Source organism: Agrobacterium sp. MS2 (genome assembly GCF_003261015.1).
Lineage (GTDB): Bacteria > Pseudomonadota > Alphaproteobacteria > Rhizobiales > Rhizobiaceae > Agrobacterium > Agrobacterium pusense.
Genome location: NZ_QLNF01000041.1, coordinates 1 through 16026, shown reverse-complemented (window position 1 = coordinate 16026; position 16026 = coordinate 1). Strand labels below are relative to the sequence as shown.

Here is a 16026-nt window from a genome sequence, read left to right as displayed (position 1 = left end):
TCCTTGAGGCGGGTGAGATAGCGCTCGGCGGTCGGCTGCACATAGGCGGACATGACGGTCGTGTTGGTGCGTTCGTATTCGCGCCATTCGCGGGTGATCTGGTGCGAGGCGACGGTGGCGATCTGCGGCCACAGGCGCCCGATCTCGGCGATTGTCGCCTGCTCGTGGCTCGGGTTGGCGTAGGAATGCAGGAAGCAGACGGCGATGGCCTCGACGCCGTCGGCGCGGAAGTCGTCGAGGATCGCCGGCAGGCCCGAGAGATCGAGCGGCGTCATCTCCGTGCCGTGATAGTCGAAGCGGCCCGGAAGCTCGCGGCGCAGGTACCGCGGAACGAAGGGCTCCGGCTTCTCATAGTGCAGGTTGAAGAAGTCCGGCCGGTTGCCGCGGGCGATCTCCAGCGAATCGCGGAAACCTTCCGTGGTGATGAGGCCGACCTTGACGCCCTTCCTCTCGGTCAGCGCGTTGATGACGACGGTGGTGCCGTGGGCGAGGAAATCGACGGTCTTCGGATCGATGCCGCCCTTGTCGAGCACGTTCAGCACGCCCTCTTCGAAATTCGGCGGCGTGGTGTCGGACTTAGCCGTCGTGATGCGGAACTGGCCTGTCGCGTGGTCCGTCTCGAAGCAGACGAGATCGGTGAATGTTCCGCCGACATCGGTCGCGACCCGAATGGTCTTCTGGCTCATTGGTTTTTCTCCCTCTTCTGCCGGTCGTGCAGAAGCATGCAAACGGCGCCGGGCAGTTTCAGCGCGTCGGCGGCTCGGATGCGGTCCTCGGTGTAGTAGTCACGATCATGGAGGCAGTTCAGCGTACCAACGACTTCACCGTCGATGATGACTGGTACGTTGATGACTGACTCGCAGCCCAGTGAAAGGATCAACTCGTGGTCGTCAAAAACTTTGGCGATGTCTTCGATCGTGTTGGCGACAAAGGTGTCTTTGCGGTTCAGCGTGATTTCCGACCATTCGGTTTCGTTATAGGGTTTGGTCCCGGAAACCGGGTAGACGTCGGGCATGCTTGAATAGATGCGTTCCGCCTGCTTGTCGGACGTATCGGATGTCATGATGGTGAAAAGCTTGGCGCCAACAATGCCTTTCACCAGTTGCTCAAGTGCGGCGTAGGCCTTCTCCGGCTGGCTGCCAGCGTCGGCAACAGCGTGTACGAAGGCGGTGAAGTCAGGTATTTCCATTCTGCAGTTGCTCCATGATGTGATCCCGAAGCGCTGCTTCCTCAGAGCTGACGACGGGAACGGCGCCGATTAGCCGGCGCGTGTAGGGATTTACGGGGCGGGTGAAAATGACGTCGGTCGTGGCAAATTCAACGAGCCGGCCTTTCTCGAAGACGGCGACGCGGTCTGCGATGTTACGAACGACGGAGAGATCGTGGGTGATAAAGACGTAGGTTAACCCGCGGCTTTCCTTGAGTGCCTTCAGAAGTTTGAGCACGCGCGCCTGCACCAGAACGTCGAGTGCGGAGGTTGGCTCGTCGAGCACGATGAGCTCCGATTGGCAAGCAAGGGCGCGGGCTATAGCAACGCGTTGGCGCTGACCGCCGGAAAGGGCCGACGGGGCACGGTTGCGAAGCTCTGCCGGCAATCCGACTTCCTCCAGCAGTTCGCCAGTGCGCTTGGCGCGGCCCGCCTTAGCGCCGATATTATGGACATCAAGCGCGAGGCGCAGCGATGCCCCGATTGAACGACGCGGATTGAGCGAGGAGAGCGGATTCTGTTGCACGAGCTGGATAGCCCGGCGATGTTCCTGCGTACGTCTTGCCGGCAGCGCCTCACCCTTGAAGGTGAGGTTGCCAGTGGTCGCGGCGTAGATGCCGAGGATAATGTTGGCGATGGTTGATTTGCCCGAGCCGGATTCCCCGACCACGGCTAGGCATTCGCCCTTTGTGACACTGAAAGAGACGCTATCGAGTGCTTTGACCGTGCCTCCATTGACCTCGAAATTCTTGGAGACGTCGGAAACGGAAAGAATCGTGCTCATTTGAGGAGTTCCTTTTCGCTGAAGCCTTCATGAGCAACTAGTGGGGCGAGGAATTGCGCAGGATCGTCGTCGAGGTCTGGAATGCCGCCGCCGGTGATGCGCGGCACGGCCGAGAGGAGCGCACGCGTATAGGGGTGGCGGGGATCCTCGAAGAGCGCGGCGGTCGGGCCCTGCTCGACAATGTTGCCCTTGTAGATGACATAGACCCGGTCGGCGAATTCGCGCACCACGCCGAGATTGTGCGAGATGAAGAGCACGGAGGTGTGGTGTTTCTCGACAAGCTGGGACATCAGCTTGAGCGTCTGCGCCTGCACGGTCACGTCGAGCGCCGTGCCAGGTTCGTCAGCCAGCAGCAACGCCGGATTGTTGGCGAGCGCCATGGCAATCATGACACGTTGGTTCATGCCACCGGAAAGCTGGAAGGCATAGGATTCGAGCACACGCTCCGGGTCATGGATCGCAACGTCTGCAAGTGCTGCAAGGGCCTTGCGGCGAGCCGTCTCGTAATTGATGTTAGGTTCTGTGCGTTGCAGGACTTCCCGAAACAGCGTGGATATCTTGTAGACCGGATTCAGCGACGAGGTCGGGTCCTGAAAAATCATCGACATGGCGGTACCGCGCAGCGCATGGCGCGAAGCGGATTTTAGCGTTTCGAGGTCAATGCCTTCGAATTCAACCGTGCCGGAGATGTGAGCTGTGCGCAGGTGCTGGAGCATGCCCAGCACAATGCGCGCTGTCACAGATTTGCCGGAACCGGACTCGCCGACAAGGGCGACACGCTCACCTCTGCGGATATGCAGAGAGATGCCGTGCAGCACGTCGATCATCCCGGACCACGTCTTGAAGCCGAGCCGGAGGTTATCGATCTTGAGTGTAGGGGCCGTCATTGATCCACTCCCAGGAATTCACGCAACGCGTCGCCGATCAGGTTGAATCCGAAGACGGCGATCAGGATGGCAAGGCCAGGGAACACGGTGAGCCACCAGCTGTCTGGAAGGTACTTCGCACCTTCTGCAACCATGGAGCCGAGGTCGGGTGTCGGCGGCTGAACGCCAAGACCGAGAAAAGACAGCGAGGAGGCAATGAGAATGACGAAACCGAAGTCGAGCGTCATCTTGGTGATGACTGAGGGAACGCAGTTCGGCAATATCTCGCGGAACATGATATGCCGTTTCGAGGCGCCGATCACCTCCGCCGCCAGCACATAGCCCTCTTCTTTCTCAGAACGGGCGATATTGTAGACAAGGCGGGTGTACCAGGGCCACCACATCACGGTCACCGCGATCATACCATTGGTAAGGGTTGGCTCGAGGAGGCCCATGATCGACATGGCGAGCACCAGTGGCGGTATTGACAGGAAGACGTCCGTAAGCCGCATCAGCAAATATTCAGTCCAGCCGCCAAGATAGCCAGCAGCAAGACCGATGGCGACGCCGACCGGAACGGCGATGATGAGCACGACAATGCCGAGGATCAGCGAGATCCGGTAGGCATAGACGACGCGGGTGAAGAGGTCGCGGCCAACGAGATCTGTGCCGAATATATTCGGCCAGTGTGGAGGTTGGTTGAAGTTGGCGAAGTCCACCACAGCGCCGACATGTTCAGGGAAGGGCGTGATGAGATCGGCGAAAATCGCCGAGAACACTACGATTCCGACGAGCACGAGCCCGATCAGCGACAGAGGATTGGCGGCGAGGATGACGAGGGTCTTCTTCATGACGCTCTCTGCGAAAGGCGGATGCGTGGATTTACGATAGAAACCAGCAAGTCCACGACGATGTTGACGATGAGGAACATGGCCGAGATGACCAGAACGGTTCCCACGATGGCGTTAAGGTCCTTACGCAGGATCACGGCCACGCCGTAGCGCGACAGGCCGGGCCAGGCATACACGGCTTCAACAAGGAAGGCGCTGCCCAGCATGGCGGCAAAATCGAGACCAATAATGGTAAGAGAAGGGATCAGAGATGGTCGGAAGGCATAGCGTCGAGCGATGCGCTTTTCCGGGAAGCCATATGCCTCTGCCATCTCGATGTAAGGCCGTTCGTAAGTCTCGACCATGTTCGATCGCACGAGGCGGGCGGCCTGTCCGATACCGGAAAGGGCCAGAGCGAAGGCAGGGAGGACCAGGTGCCAGACGGCATCTGCAAACGCTTCGAGATTGCCGGCAAGCAGCGTATCGATCAGCATGAAGCCGGTTACGTTCTGCACAGCGATACTGTCTGAGAGCCGACCCGCAATCGGAAAAAGCCTTATGAAGTAGGAGAAGACGAGCATCAGCACGACTGCCCAGACGAAGGCGGGCGCGGAGACACCAAGAATAGTCACCAGCCGGATAGCGTGATCTATCCATTTTCCGCGGTAATGGGCTGACAAAACTCCGAGTGGAAGGCCGATGCCGATCATCATCAAACCTGCGACCATGACCAGCTCCAGCGTTGCGGGTAGAAACTGGGCGATGTCGGCCGTAACAGGGCGATTTGTGTACAGCGAGATGCCAAGATTGCCGTGCATAAGATCGGCAAGAAAATAGCCGTACTGGACGAAGAAGGAAGCATCGAGATGCAATTTATCCCGCAGGGCGGCAATTGCTTCGGGCGTCGCGTTTGGTCCGAGCGCGATGCGCGCCGGGTCGCCGGGAATTACCCGAGCGATAGCAAATATCAGCACTGATACCCCTATGAGAACAAGCAAAGAGGTACCTAGCCGCTTCGCTAGGAGGCGGATGAACGGTGACATAATCAAATTCCGGTTGAAAGGCGGGGCCGCTAATGAACGACCCGGGTTTCGTCGGTAACTACTGCTTCATTTCCATCAGGCGGAAACTCATGCCGAACCCGGCTAGCGCGAAGGCCTTGGACGGATCAGTCAGCGCCGGAACCAAGACTTTGTCAGAAGCGGCGAAGACTGAAATTTGATCCTGAGCGAAAATCGAGGGGGCGATTGCGAGCAGCCGCCTATTGAGATCTTCATAGATCTTGGCACGCGCTGCTTCATCAAGTGTTGTACGAGCCTTCTCCAGCAGAGCGTCGACTTGTTCATCTTTCAGATGTTCTGGCGACATCCAGGTACCCGCAGCGCTCGAATGATACATGTTAGATAGGAGAGTATCCGGATCACCCGTCATCGTGTTCACGAAGACCTGCGAGACAACGGGTGTACGTTCGGCCTTTGATACCTGATCGGAGAATAGAGCCCAAGGCACCTTGCTGACTTTCGCCTTTATGCCAATCTGCGAGAGATTGGCCTGCAGAAGGAGTGCGAACCGCTCCTCTATTGGAACCTCACCCGTCCAGGATATATCGATATTCATATCCTCTGGCTTATATTTGCACGCGCTGAGATATTCTTTCGCCTTGGTGAGGTCCTGCTTGAGGGGTTGTTCATTGGGAAGAGCTCCCAACATGCCGACCGGGAGTGGTCCGGTAGCAGGACTGCCCAGGGAAACATTGTCTGTGATGGCCACCATCTTAACGCCCGTACCATAATCAAAGGCGTAGCTGACTGAGAGGCGGCAGTTAACGTCGTCGAAAGGAGGCTTCGTCGTATTCAGCTTGATATAAAACCCGGACGTTCCCCTTTCTGTGAGCAATTGGGCTCCATCGGCAGCGAGCGACTTGAGTACTTCCGGAGGCAGCCATTGCGAGGAGATTTCGTGCTCGCCCTGCGCAATCAACGTGCGCACAGTGGCTGCTTCCAGGCCATAGCGCAGACGCACCTTATCTGGCGCTGTAGCGGGCACTCCGAGAAAATAAGCCGGGTTCTTGGCCATTACCGTCTCTTCTTGCGGATTGTGCGAAATGACGGTGTAAGCACCACTGCCAGCAGCATGGTTCGAAAGAAATGCCTGGCCCCAGTCCTTCATAGGACCATTGCCATCCCCCAGATTGGCCATTACGAGTTTCTTGTCGACAATAGGCAGACGCGTGAGTGCCGAAATGAAAGGGGCATAGATTTCTTTCAAGGTGAAACGGACAGTTGAAGCATCTATCGCCTCTGCCTTTTCCACTTTGTCGAAGAGGTATGACAGCCCTTGGCCAAGGGCGCGCATGCGATCAAGCGAAAAGACGACATCATCTGCGGTAAGCGGATTTCCGCTCTGAAATTTTACATCGTCGCGCAATCTGAACGTAAAGACCTTGCCGTCAGTGCTTTCCCATGATTCAGCAATAAACGGCTCATAGCCAGGCTTTCCCTGTTTGGGAACTACCAGTGCATCATAGATGTTGAACATCAGAATGGAGTCGGCGTAATCTGAAGCTTTGGCGGGATCGAGTTCGCCAACGGGCGACTCATCAAGCCTGAGTACGGTGTCTGCGGTCGCTTGATTCTGGATAGATGTAGTGGCCAAAAATGCGGCCAATAACAGTTTGATGCCAGATCTCATTTTAGTTCCCCTATTTGTTGTTATTTTGGTGCACCACGTCGGTTGACAGCTCTTGTTACAGCAAGGACATTTTCCGAACCGGTCCCCTGATTTTCGTCACCGAACACGTCCATTGTGCATGTGTGAAAAACGATCGTCGTGTCGCCTGTATGATTCCAGGTAACGTGTGTCTGGGAGGACGGGAAATGTGCGGTATCGCCCTCGTTCAGGATCGTAATTTCGCCTTCCAGCTCAAGCGTCAACGAACCGCGAACGATGTAATAGATCTCTTCCCCCTCATGAGATGTCGGTTCACTTCGAAAGCCCGGAGGTTCGTGGATCAATGTCGAGCGCAGAATATTGCCGGGAAAGGCCGCCGATAACCTCTCGTAAGTAACATCTTTTCCCGTCAATGAGCCGAGGCCATAAAGCGGTCTATTATCTCGACGTGTAATTGGCCCCTGAGGCTGAGACTTCTGGAAAAAGGTTCCCACATCGACGTCAAGCACCCGGCAAACGGCAACCAGTGAAACGAGGGAAGGCACGGCAATGCCGCGCTCGATTTGAGATATGAATCCTACTGACAGTTCTGCTTGATCTGCAACTTCCTGAAGCGTCAGCTTCAACGCCTTTCGGCGGCTACGCAAACGCTTTCCTAGCGGCTGCTGATCAGCCTCGATAATTTTGGCGAGATCGCTCATTGTCCCTCTTTTTTAGTATTTATTCAAAATACAACCCACTCAGCGAGTCATGTCAACATTTTTTTAGTATGACTTCAATTTTAATATAGAGGTCGGCCGCCTTGGAGCTACTCAAATGGCACTGCATATTCGCAATCCGGAGGGCCGATAGGCTCGCGCGCGAGCTTGCGCGCATTGACCGCACAAGCATCACCGATGCTGTAATCGTCGCCCTTCGTGAAACCGTCCGTAACCGGATGAACCAGGAGAAGCCATGGGAGACGGCACAAAAGATCCTTGCCAAACATGGCCGATCTTTTCCGCCAGATCGAAAGCCCGTTCCTCCAGAAGCCTATCACGAGCTTGACCACGATTTGACGGGTGACGAATAGTTTGCGTCAACAGGCACCGCTGTGCCAAAAATCCTGGTGCCAAAAACCTTTTCCGGATCGCGAACGCCTTTATTATTTCAAGAGCAAAATATCGTGGCAAAAAGGGCAAAATATCTGAAACCAGTTTAATTTGACACGTTTGTTTTCAATGACTTTGAATAACCTCAAGGGCCAAATTCCGTGTCACTCGACAGGAAATCGCCCAAATTTACGCGCATGCTGTTACGCATTGTGCGAGCAACTCAGGCGACTTCGCGAAGTTCAGCGTTCTTGCAACGCCAATCGGACACCTAATGCGCAGTAGATTCCACCGACCACCTTACCCTGCCATTTCAGCACGATCGGGTTGCGGCGGAGAAAGTTGCCGAGACTTGCGGCTGACACGGCGAAGATCACCGTGCTGAGCAAGCCCAGAAGCACAAAGACGATGCCTAGCACCATCAGTTGAAGTGCAACGGAACCATTCTCTGGATGGACGAATTGAGGCAGGAACGCCAGGAAGAATAGCGCAGTCTTCGGGTTGAGCACTTCCGCCAAAATGGCCTGCCTAAATGCTTTCTGCGCGGTGATCGGAAGTGCTCTGGCGGCGGTCGGATCCGAGGGAGTTTTCGCTAAGATCGCCTGTATGCCGAGATAGACAAGATAGGCTGCACCTACATATTTCACGATGCTGAACAGAGTAGCCGATGCGGCGATCACAGCAGAGATTCCGATGATGGCCATGAACGTGTGAACAACGTCACCAGCCGCGATACCGACGCCGGTCGCGATACCGACCTTTGTGCCCGAGCTGGTCGCCCGCGCGACAGTTAAAAGTGTTGCAGGGCCAGGAATGAAAACGAAGCCAAGTACGATTGCGTTGTAGGTAATTAGTGTAGTCAAGTCGATCATATGGCGGTTCCGAATGATGTTGAAGTTGGCAGCCCGTGTCCGCTGAACTCCTATCCTGCACGAAAGCCGACAGGCAGCAAACCACCCCTACTGCGACACTCCCCCCAAGTGCCTCCGCTGCACTCATCTTCTGAGCGCTATAGGAAAGGTTCCGGTGTTAGCTAGTCTTTCAGTTCGAACACTTCGGAATTATCAGCAGGTTCTCGTAACCCTTTGAATGAGGCGTGGCGTAGTCTTGGCTCGCGCGTCCATCCGCGATATTCGATTTCCGCGAAATAGCGTGGTTCGGCAAAGATAGCATTCTTTCGCTTCAGAGCCACAGGGGCCTTTCGGGCCGAAATCCTGTCCAGTATGGTTTTCAGATCGCGCGCGGACTTATGTGTGAAGCCGGTTCCGACGCCACCGACGTAGACCAGTTCACCACTCTTGCGAGCCGCAAGCAGCAGACGGGCGACTCCGCCGCGCATCGCTTCCGACGGTTCGTAGCCGACGATCGCGAATGTGTCGCTCTGCACGCATTTGATCTTTTGCCATTCGCCATGACGGCCGGAACGATACAGACGATCGAGACGCTTTGCGATAATTCCCTCGAGGCCGAGTTCGCAAGCGCGCTCGAGGAGCTGGTTCCCATCCGCATCAATCGATTCAGAGTAGCGTATTATGCCTTCACGGCCGTTCAGTACCTTTTCGAGCGTCTGCCGCCGCTTGGAAAGGGGCTCGTGCGTAAGATCGCGACCGTCGAGATAGAGAAGATCGAAGGCGAAGAATATGGCCTCACGGGCAAAACGCCTGCCGCCACGTCCGCCGAGAGCTTGCTGCAGCAAGCCGAAGTCAGATCGGCCTTGTTCATCCAGAACGACCGCCTCGCCGTCGAGGATCATTGTATCGTGGCCGAGTTGCTGCGCATCGTCGGCAATGTGTGTGAATCTTGGCGTCCAGTCGTGTCCTCCTCGGGTCAGCACCCGGACGCCATCAGGTTCGACATGGACCGCAAGGCGGTAGCCATCCCACTTGATTTCAAATGACCAGTCCGGCCCTGCTGGTGGTTTGGACACAAGCAGCGCAAGGCATGGCTCGATGCGCCGGGGCATCGGGTCGCTGATCTTGGTTCGTGTTCTCATACCGCTCAAGTGCTTCGCCATGCCGCCCTAACGCTCGAAGAAGCGATTTGTCTCAACGCGATAATAGCGGAGCTTGCTTCGCAAGCGTGTTGATCCCCTTCAGGGGGAAAGACCGTGCGGCCGTCTCTCCCCCGCAATGGCGAAAACCGGTCTCCCCATCCTTCCGCGGGCGAGCTCGCCGGCGATGCCGGCGAACTCGCCCTTGTGCAGGACCAGGTGTGCGGATTTTGCGCGTGTCCGCGCGGATCCTCGCCACCTGTCCCTTCGGGTGGGTGATCCCCCTCCGGTTTTCACCATTGCCCCCCTCTCTCGCCGGTCGGATCGCCGACTGCTCGGGAGCAGGAGCGGGGCTCCTGCCCCTTACGGGACAGGAAGACCGCTTCGCGGGAAAAGGGAAATAGGAGATAACATCATGACCGATACCAACAACATCACAGTGCCGCTCAACAAGCTCGACCACGACCCCCGGAACGTGCGCCAGACCTACGAGGCGGCAGAAATCGCGGAAATGGCCGCTTCCATAAAGGCGCGTAATTTCCGGCTGATCCATAACCTTGTCATTCGTCCGGGCGAAAAGAAGGGCCGCTATTTCGTCACCGCTGGCGGTTTGCGTCTGGCTGGCCTCAATCTGCTTGCAGAGCAGGGCGAAATCGGAAAAACCCATGGCGTCGATTGCGGCCTGTGGGATGGCGAAGACGCGACCGAAATCAGCCTTGCCGAGAATTTCGTCAGAAAGGGGATGCATCCCGCCGACGAATTCATGGCCTTCAAGACCTTGGCCGACGAGGGGAAAAGCCCTGCCGAAATTGCAGTACGTTTCGGGACCACGGAGCTAAACGTGAAGCGCCGCATGGCGCTGGCTCGCGTGTCGCCGGTCCTGTTCGATCTCTTCCGCAATGGTGAGATGAGCTATGACGAGCTTGCAGCCTTCACCATCACGGATGACCACGAACGGCAGGAGCAGGTTTGGAATAGCCTCGCCAGTTACAACCGTTATGCCCACACCATCAAGCGCATGCTGGCTTCCGAGGAAATCCCGGCTTCCGACAAGCGTATCCGTTTCATTGGCGGCTTGGATGCCATTGAAGCGGCTGGCGGGACCGTTCGCCGCGATCTGTTCGACGGTGAGAGCGGCGGCTATGCCACAGATTCCGGCCTAGTCGAAAGGCTGGTGCTCGAAAAGCTCGAAACCGAAGCCGAAGGCGTCAAGGCTGAGGGCTGGAAATGGGTTGAAGTTCATTCCGCACAGCCGGACGACATTTACAGCATGAGCCGCGTCTATCCGGAGCCTGTAGATATTAGCGCAGAAGATCAGGAGCGGCTTGATCAGCTTGCCGAGGAATATGACAGCCTTGCCGAATTGATCGAGGCAGGAGACGCCGACGAGGACGCCGAACCGAAGCTTGAAGCCATCGAAAAGGAAATGGACAGCCTCAAGGACCGGCAGGAAGCCTATAAGGCGGAGGATTTGGCGCGCGCCGGGGCGATCGTTTGCCTCGACTACTACGGGCGGGCAACCGTGCATCGTGGCCTTGTCAACGATGAGGATGAACAGCAGGAGCAGGAGGAAGGCCAGCACAGCGGCGAGAATGAGGGTAGCAGAGAAAGCGAGGCGGCGCCGATCAAGCTGACCCATTCGGCGGCATTGGTCGAGGACCTGACAGCGCAGAAGACCGCTGCCCTTCGCGTGGAACTGGCCGACAATCCCGATATAGCCTTCGCAGCCGTGGTTCATGCCCTGCTTTTGAGCGCGGTCTACCGCTATGCGAGTGAACACACCGCCTTGGAAATCAAGCTGACCTATCAGCCCTTGGAAGGGTCCATGAAGCAGCCCGAAAACAGCAAGGCCGGGATTGCGTTTCAGGAGTTGAAGGAACGCTATGGCGATCATATCCCCGGCAATCCCGCCGATCTATGGGAATGGTGCCTTGATCAGCCTCGCGACCAGTTGCTGGTCTTGCTGGCCTTCGCCGCCTCTCATAGCCTCAATGCCGTGGAAGCAAAATTTCATGGACGCGACAAGGCTCTTGCTCATGCCAACGAAATAGGCCGCGCCCTCAATGTCGATATGCGCAACTGGTTTGAACCGACCGGCGATGCCTATCTTTCCCACCTCAACAAAAAGAGCATCGAGGCTGTGGTTGCCGAGGTGAAAGGGGAAGAAGCCGCGACGGCTATCCGAGCAGCAGGCAAGAAGGCCGAGGCCGTTGCCATTGCCGAGCGGATGGTTGCAAACACCGGCTGGCTTCCCGAACCGGTTCGCATTCCCATGACCGAGGTCGAAGCCGAGCAACAGTTCCCCGAAGCGGCTGAATAAGCCGTTAGCTGGTCGCGCTCCTCTCCGGCGCGGCCAGCTCCCCCAAAAACCCATTAGCGCCCGGCCAGGTATCGAACCTGCCCGGGCGCTTGGCGTTCCGCCAGTTTTCTCATGCCCCTTGTTCGATCCGCGCCGGAGGCGGATCGAACTTCCTCGCCAGCGGGCGAGGGGCGATGCCCCTCGTCCCGATGCTTTCAGCACCGCGCCGGCGCGCAGGCTTGTGCAAGGGCGGCCTTCGGGCCGGGACCGGAGCCACGCGCAGCGGGCAAGGCCCGCGAGCATGGCGAGGACCCACCACTTGCACAAGCCGAGCACTGGTGCATTCAATAACGGCACCACTCCATAGGATCGTGATATCCGCCGTAATAGGTTCGCCCGTGTCCGCTCTTGACCATCAGCGCCGCGACGTCTTCGCCGTCGGCGGTCCGGACAGTCACAAGCACGCGCCCATAGCGGTCATTGCCCCGGCGCTGAAACGTCAGCCCCGGTCTTTGCATAAGCTCCTGGAGCCGCACTGTGGCAGCGTCTGCCATGTTCCGCTCTTTGGCGCAGCGCGCGCCATCGCCAGCTTCAGGAGCGTTCACGCCCTGAAGACGGTATTTGACCCGATCCATCCAGAAAGTATCGCCGTCCACTATGCAGGTGATACGCTTGCCGCGACCGCAAATCGGCCAGTTCGTATCGGCGGCTTGCGCCGACATTTCGCCCGAGGGGAGGGCGAACAGGAGGGGTATAATCAACAGCAGTCGCGGCAATCTCATTCCGAGCTTCCTCTTTGCATTTTCGCTTTATAAAGCAGAATCAACTTTATGCCGCGCATGCAAGGGGGAAGATCGACGCGGCTGCGATAAGCAGCCAAAGGCGGGCGGCGCTGAGCGCCGCCCGCTTCCGCGTCAGTCCCAAGGAATGACCGCCATCAGGGTGTCGTCGTCCTGTCCCGGATAGCGGCCGAGGTTCGCATTCAGCTTCGCGAAACCGGTGTTGACCGAAAGAGTGTAGTATTCGCCGCCTCGCTGGTTCTTCTTCTTCCAGATGCCGCCAACTTCGATCCGGCGATTGCGCGGAGACTTGCCGTAAAGACGGTAGACCGGAGCCGCCGGGTTTTCGCTGTGGACCGTCTCGCCGGTCACGTCGATATCAAAGGTGATCGTGGCGATGTTACCTGCGACCTTGTCGCCGTCGATCTTGATGTAATTCACGAGGTCAGTCATCGGTATTACCCCACATTCTCCAAGTAAGTCGCTGATTTCGCTGTCGTAATCGTGATATTTCGCATATAAATCATGGCGTTGACGGCTGCGAGGGGCGCGTTTCATGGATCACCTGGAGGGTGCGGGCTTGGCGCGGGGAGATCGGGTTGATTTCGACCGCCGTGTGCGTCTGGAGTTCCGTGGTGCGCAGATCAGTTCAGACGGTGGCCTGCTGGTGATGCGCGAGCTTGATGACGTGCTCGGCCTGTCCAATCTGGCGTCGGAGGCGCTGCGAGACAGCCGCACCGGGAAGAACACGCTCCATCGGCTTGACGGATTGTTCCGGCAATCGGTGTTCGGACGACTGGCCGGATACGAGGATGTGAACGATGCCGACCGCTTGGCCCTCGATCCCGTGATGCGTCAGGTCGTTGGCGGCAGGGCCGTCGAGGCGCAAGCTGCTTCGGCATCGCAGATGGGACGGTTCGAGACCGAGACGCTGGCTCTGGCCGCGAACCGGGCGGCGCTGGCCGATCTGAACGGCCAATGGATCGACCGGTTCCATGACCGCAACGGGTTGAAATACATCGTGCTGGACATGGACAGCTCGGTCAGCCCCACCCACGGCGATCAGGAAGGTGCTGCCTGGAACGGGCATTTCGACTGCACCTGCTATCACCCCATCTTCTTGTTCAACCAGTTTGGCATGCTGGAGCGCTGCGCCCTGCGTAACGGCAATGTCCACAGCGCCGATGGCTGGCGGGATGTCCTTGATCCCGTCATTGCCCGATATGCTGGCCGCGACCTTGGTGGACGCTTCTTCCGGGCCGACGCTGCCTACGCGATCCCCGCGATCTATATGCGGCTGGAAGAAGCCAGGTTCTTCTACGCCATCCGTCTGCCCGCCAACGCCGTCTTGCGCGAGAAGATCGCGCATCGGCTGACACGGCCCGTGGGACGGCCTTCGCTGACCAAGGTCAAACGGTTCTTCGAGGACTTCGAGTATCAGGCGGCGTCCTGGGACAAGCCGCGCCGCGTCATCGCCAAGATCGAATGGCATCCGGGCGAGCTGTTCCCCAAAGTCGGCTTCATCGTCACCAACCTGCCGATGGAGCCAGACTGGGTGGTGAGGTTCTACAACCAGCGCGGCACCGCAGAGCAGCACATCAAGGAAGGCAAATATGCCTTTCGCTGGACGCGGCTGTCATGCCGGAAGTTCCGGCACAACGAGGTGCGGCTGCAACTGCACGCGCTGGCCTACAACCTGGCAACCTTCCTGCGCTGCATCGAACTGCCCGAGGCCATGGCGGACTGGTCGTTGACCAGCCTGCAACTCAAGCTGATCAAGATCGGCGCCCGCGTCGTCCGCCACGCCCGCGCCATTACCTTCCAGTTGGCCGAGGTCGCCGTCACCGGCCCGATGGTGCGGGCCGTCCTTGCCGCCATCCGCCGTCTTCGAACGCCTCCGTCATGCGCATGACCACGATCCATGCCCAAGCTGAACGAAAGCGGCAGGACAGGTCCGTCTGCCGCGCGGAAAAGCGGCTCTGCCGGGCCAGAATGCTGCGGGTTCGAGGCTTGATCCACCCGACTTCGGCCGTTTGCGCGACGACAGACACCGCTCGGGGCGAAAAACGCTTGCCCAGCGAGCAAAATCAGGCGATCTTGAAGTCAAGCGGCAGGCCACTTGGGGAATGTCGGAAGACATCGGACAATCAGCGCCAAGGAGGAAACGAGAATGAAAGCGCTCGTCTATCAGGGACCCGGCAAGAAAGACTGGGTCGAAAAGGCAAAACCTGTCATTGAAAAACCCACCGACGTGATCGTGCGGGTGACCAAGACCACGATTTGCGGCACCGATCTTCATATCCTGAAGGGGGATGTGCCCGCGGTGACCGAAGGCCGGACGCTGGGCCATGAAGGCGTCGGCGTGGTGGAGGAAGTCGGCGGAGCCGTGCGCAACCTCAAGAAGGGCGACGCGGTTCTGATTTCGTGCGTCACCTCCTGCGGGACCTGCCCGAATTGCAAGCGCCAGCTTTACGCGCATTGCTCGGACGGGGGCTGGATCCTCGGCCATAAGATCGACGGCACCCAGGCGGAATATGTCCGCATCCCCTATGGCGACAATTCGCTTTATCCGATCCCGGAGGGCGCTGACGAAGAGGCGCTTGTGATGCTTTCGGACATCATGCCGACCGGGCTTGAGATCGGCGTCCAGGCCGGCCGGGTGAAGCCGGGCGACGCCATCGCCATTATCGGCGCCGGCCCGGTGGGCATGTCGGTGCTGCTGACCTCGCAGTTCTACTCGCCCGGCCGCATCATCATGATCGACATGGATCCGGCGCGGCTGGAGTTGGCGAAACAGTTCGGCGCCACTGATCTGGTCCAGGTCGGAACGGAAGACGCTGTTACGCGCGTTTTGGAGATCACCGGCGGAGCAGGCGTTGATGTCGCTATCGAGGCGGTCGGCATTCCGGCGACCTTCGATATCTGCCAGAAGATCGTTTCGGCAGGCGGCAACATCGCCAATGTCGGCGTTCACGGCAAACCCGTCCAGCTTCACATCGAAGAACTGTGGATCAAGAACATCAACATCTCCATGGGGCTGGTTTGCACCAACACCACGCCGATGCTGCTGAAGACCTTGGGATCCGGTAAGGTCAATCCAGGCAAGCTGGTGACCCATCGCTTCCCGCTGGATGAGATCCTGAACGCCTATGACGTCTTTGCGAATGCCGCACGCGAAAAGGCGATGAAGGTAATCCTCCAGGCCTGAGGCGCTATTTTCTTCAAATTTGTGGATGAACACCCCGTCTGGACGATCCGGCGGGGTGTTCTTGCATCAGGGACATTCGGGTTGCGCCGATCGCCTCTCTATTTCCGGGTTGCGATCCCCGCTGCAAAGATGCCGAGCAGGGTGAGCAGGGCAATGCCGACTCGTACTCGAACCTTACAGGAACTGACCATGACGAAGCTGAAACTCGGCCCCCTCATCGAAGACAAGCCCGTGAAGGTGACGGTGGAACTGCCGGGGCCGCTGCACCGCGATCTTGCCGCCTATGCCGAAGTGCTGGCTCG

At 58.1% G+C, this 16026-nt stretch carries 17 protein-coding genes; 5 read left to right on the top strand and 12 right to left on the bottom strand.

Features of this window, described 5'->3' with window-relative positions; translation table 11 throughout:
• The 8 genes from DOU54_RS14930 to DOU54_RS14895 form a co-directional block, all read right to left on the bottom strand.
• Nucleotides 1-686 (bottom strand): hydantoinase/oxoprolinase N-terminal domain-containing protein (locus DOU54_RS14930; protein ID WP_146617372.1); only part of this gene is annotated, 686 nt, incomplete at its 3' end.
• Complete coding sequence (locus DOU54_RS14925) at nt 683-1189, bottom strand: GAF domain-containing protein (protein ID WP_113731500.1); 507 nt, start codon at nt 1187-1189, stop codon at nt 683-685. The genes DOU54_RS14925 and DOU54_RS14930, both read right to left, overlap by 4 nt.
• On the bottom strand, nt 1176-1991 hold the full coding sequence (locus DOU54_RS14920; protein WP_113731499.1) for an ATP-binding cassette domain-containing protein: 816 nt from the start codon (nt 1989-1991) through the stop codon (nt 1176-1178). Before DOU54_RS14920 ends, DOU54_RS14925 begins: the two co-directional genes overlap by 14 nt.
• Nucleotides 1988-2878, bottom strand: a complete 891-nt coding sequence (locus DOU54_RS14915; RefSeq protein WP_113731498.1) for an ABC transporter ATP-binding protein — start codon at nt 2876-2878, stop codon at nt 1988-1990. Before DOU54_RS14915 ends, DOU54_RS14920 begins: the two co-directional genes overlap by 4 nt.
• A complete protein-coding gene (locus DOU54_RS14910) occupies nt 2875-3708 on the bottom strand; it encodes an ABC transporter permease (RefSeq protein WP_113731497.1) in 834 nt (277 codons plus the stop codon). Before DOU54_RS14910 ends, DOU54_RS14915 begins: the two co-directional genes overlap by 4 nt.
• Complete coding sequence (locus DOU54_RS14905; RefSeq protein ID WP_113731496.1) at nt 3705-4730, bottom strand: ABC transporter permease; 1026 nt, start codon at nt 4728-4730, stop codon at nt 3705-3707. Before DOU54_RS14905 ends, DOU54_RS14910 begins: the two co-directional genes overlap by 4 nt.
• A gap of 58 nt (nt 4731-4788) precedes the next feature.
• Nucleotides 4789-6378, bottom strand: coding sequence for an ABC transporter substrate-binding protein (locus tag DOU54_RS14900; RefSeq protein ID WP_113731495.1), 1590 nt, complete (start codon nt 6376-6378; stop codon nt 4789-4791).
• A 20-nt stretch (nt 6379-6398) separates the two neighbouring features.
• A complete protein-coding gene (locus tag DOU54_RS14895) occupies nt 6399-7058 on the bottom strand; it encodes a helix-turn-helix domain-containing protein (RefSeq protein WP_113731494.1) in 660 nt (219 codons plus the stop codon).
• Between the two features lie 101 nt (nt 7059-7159).
• Between DOU54_RS14895 and DOU54_RS28465 the strand changes: the two genes are divergently transcribed.
• The gene (locus DOU54_RS28465; protein ID WP_193603355.1) at nt 7160-7429 is read left to right on the top strand and encodes a type II toxin-antitoxin system VapB family antitoxin; all 270 of its coding nucleotides are present in this window, start codon (nt 7160-7162) and stop codon (nt 7427-7429) included.
• Nucleotides 7430-7690: 261 nt separating this feature from the next.
• Here DOU54_RS28465 and DOU54_RS14885 read toward each other — a convergent pair whose 3' ends face one another.
• Both DOU54_RS14885 and ligD read right to left on the bottom strand, forming a co-directional pair.
• Nucleotides 7691-8320: a LysE family translocator gene (locus DOU54_RS14885; protein ID WP_113334177.1), complete on the bottom strand. Its 630-nt coding sequence runs from the start codon at nt 8318-8320 to the stop codon at nt 7691-7693.
• Between the two features lie 161 nt (nt 8321-8481).
• The gene (gene ligD / locus DOU54_RS14880; RefSeq protein WP_113731493.1) at nt 8482-9462 is read right to left on the bottom strand and encodes a non-homologous end-joining DNA ligase; all 981 of its coding nucleotides are present in this window, start codon (nt 9460-9462) and stop codon (nt 8482-8484) included.
• Between the two features lie 391 nt (nt 9463-9853).
• Between ligD and DOU54_RS14875 the strand changes: the two genes are divergently transcribed.
• Nucleotides 9854-11758, top strand: coding sequence for a ParB/RepB/Spo0J family partition protein (locus tag DOU54_RS14875; RefSeq protein WP_193603353.1), 1905 nt, complete (start codon nt 9854-9856; stop codon nt 11756-11758).
• 323 nt (nt 11759-12081) lie between these two features.
• Here the strand turns inward: DOU54_RS14875 and DOU54_RS14870 are convergent, their stop codons facing one another.
• On the bottom strand, nt 12082-12519 hold the full coding sequence (locus DOU54_RS14870; protein WP_113731491.1) for a thermonuclease family protein: 438 nt from the start codon (nt 12517-12519) through the stop codon (nt 12082-12084).
• A gap of 132 nt (nt 12520-12651) precedes the next feature.
• Nucleotides 12652-12969 carry a DUF736 domain-containing protein gene (locus DOU54_RS14865; RefSeq protein ID WP_113731490.1) on the bottom strand — a complete coding sequence of 106 codons (318 nt, stop codon included), beginning with the start codon at nt 12967-12969 and terminating at the stop codon, nt 12652-12654.
• Nucleotides 12970-13072: 103 nt separating this feature from the next.
• Between DOU54_RS14865 and DOU54_RS14860 the strand changes: the two genes are divergently transcribed.
• The 3 genes from DOU54_RS14860 to DOU54_RS14850 all read left to right on the top strand — a co-directional run.
• Nucleotides 13073-14428 carry an IS1380-like element ISPme1 family transposase gene (locus DOU54_RS14860; protein WP_012112698.1) on the top strand — a complete coding sequence of 452 codons (1356 nt, stop codon included), beginning with the start codon at nt 13073-13075 and terminating at the stop codon, nt 14426-14428.
• Nucleotides 14429-14686: 258 nt separating this feature from the next.
• Nucleotides 14687-15724: a zinc-dependent alcohol dehydrogenase family protein gene (locus DOU54_RS14855; RefSeq protein WP_113731489.1), complete on the top strand. Its 1038-nt coding sequence runs from the start codon at nt 14687-14689 to the stop codon at nt 15722-15724.
• 189 nt (nt 15725-15913) lie between these two features.
• A partial coding sequence (locus DOU54_RS14850; protein WP_146617371.1) for a DUF2274 domain-containing protein occupies nt 15914-16026 on the top strand: 113 nt, incomplete at its 3' end.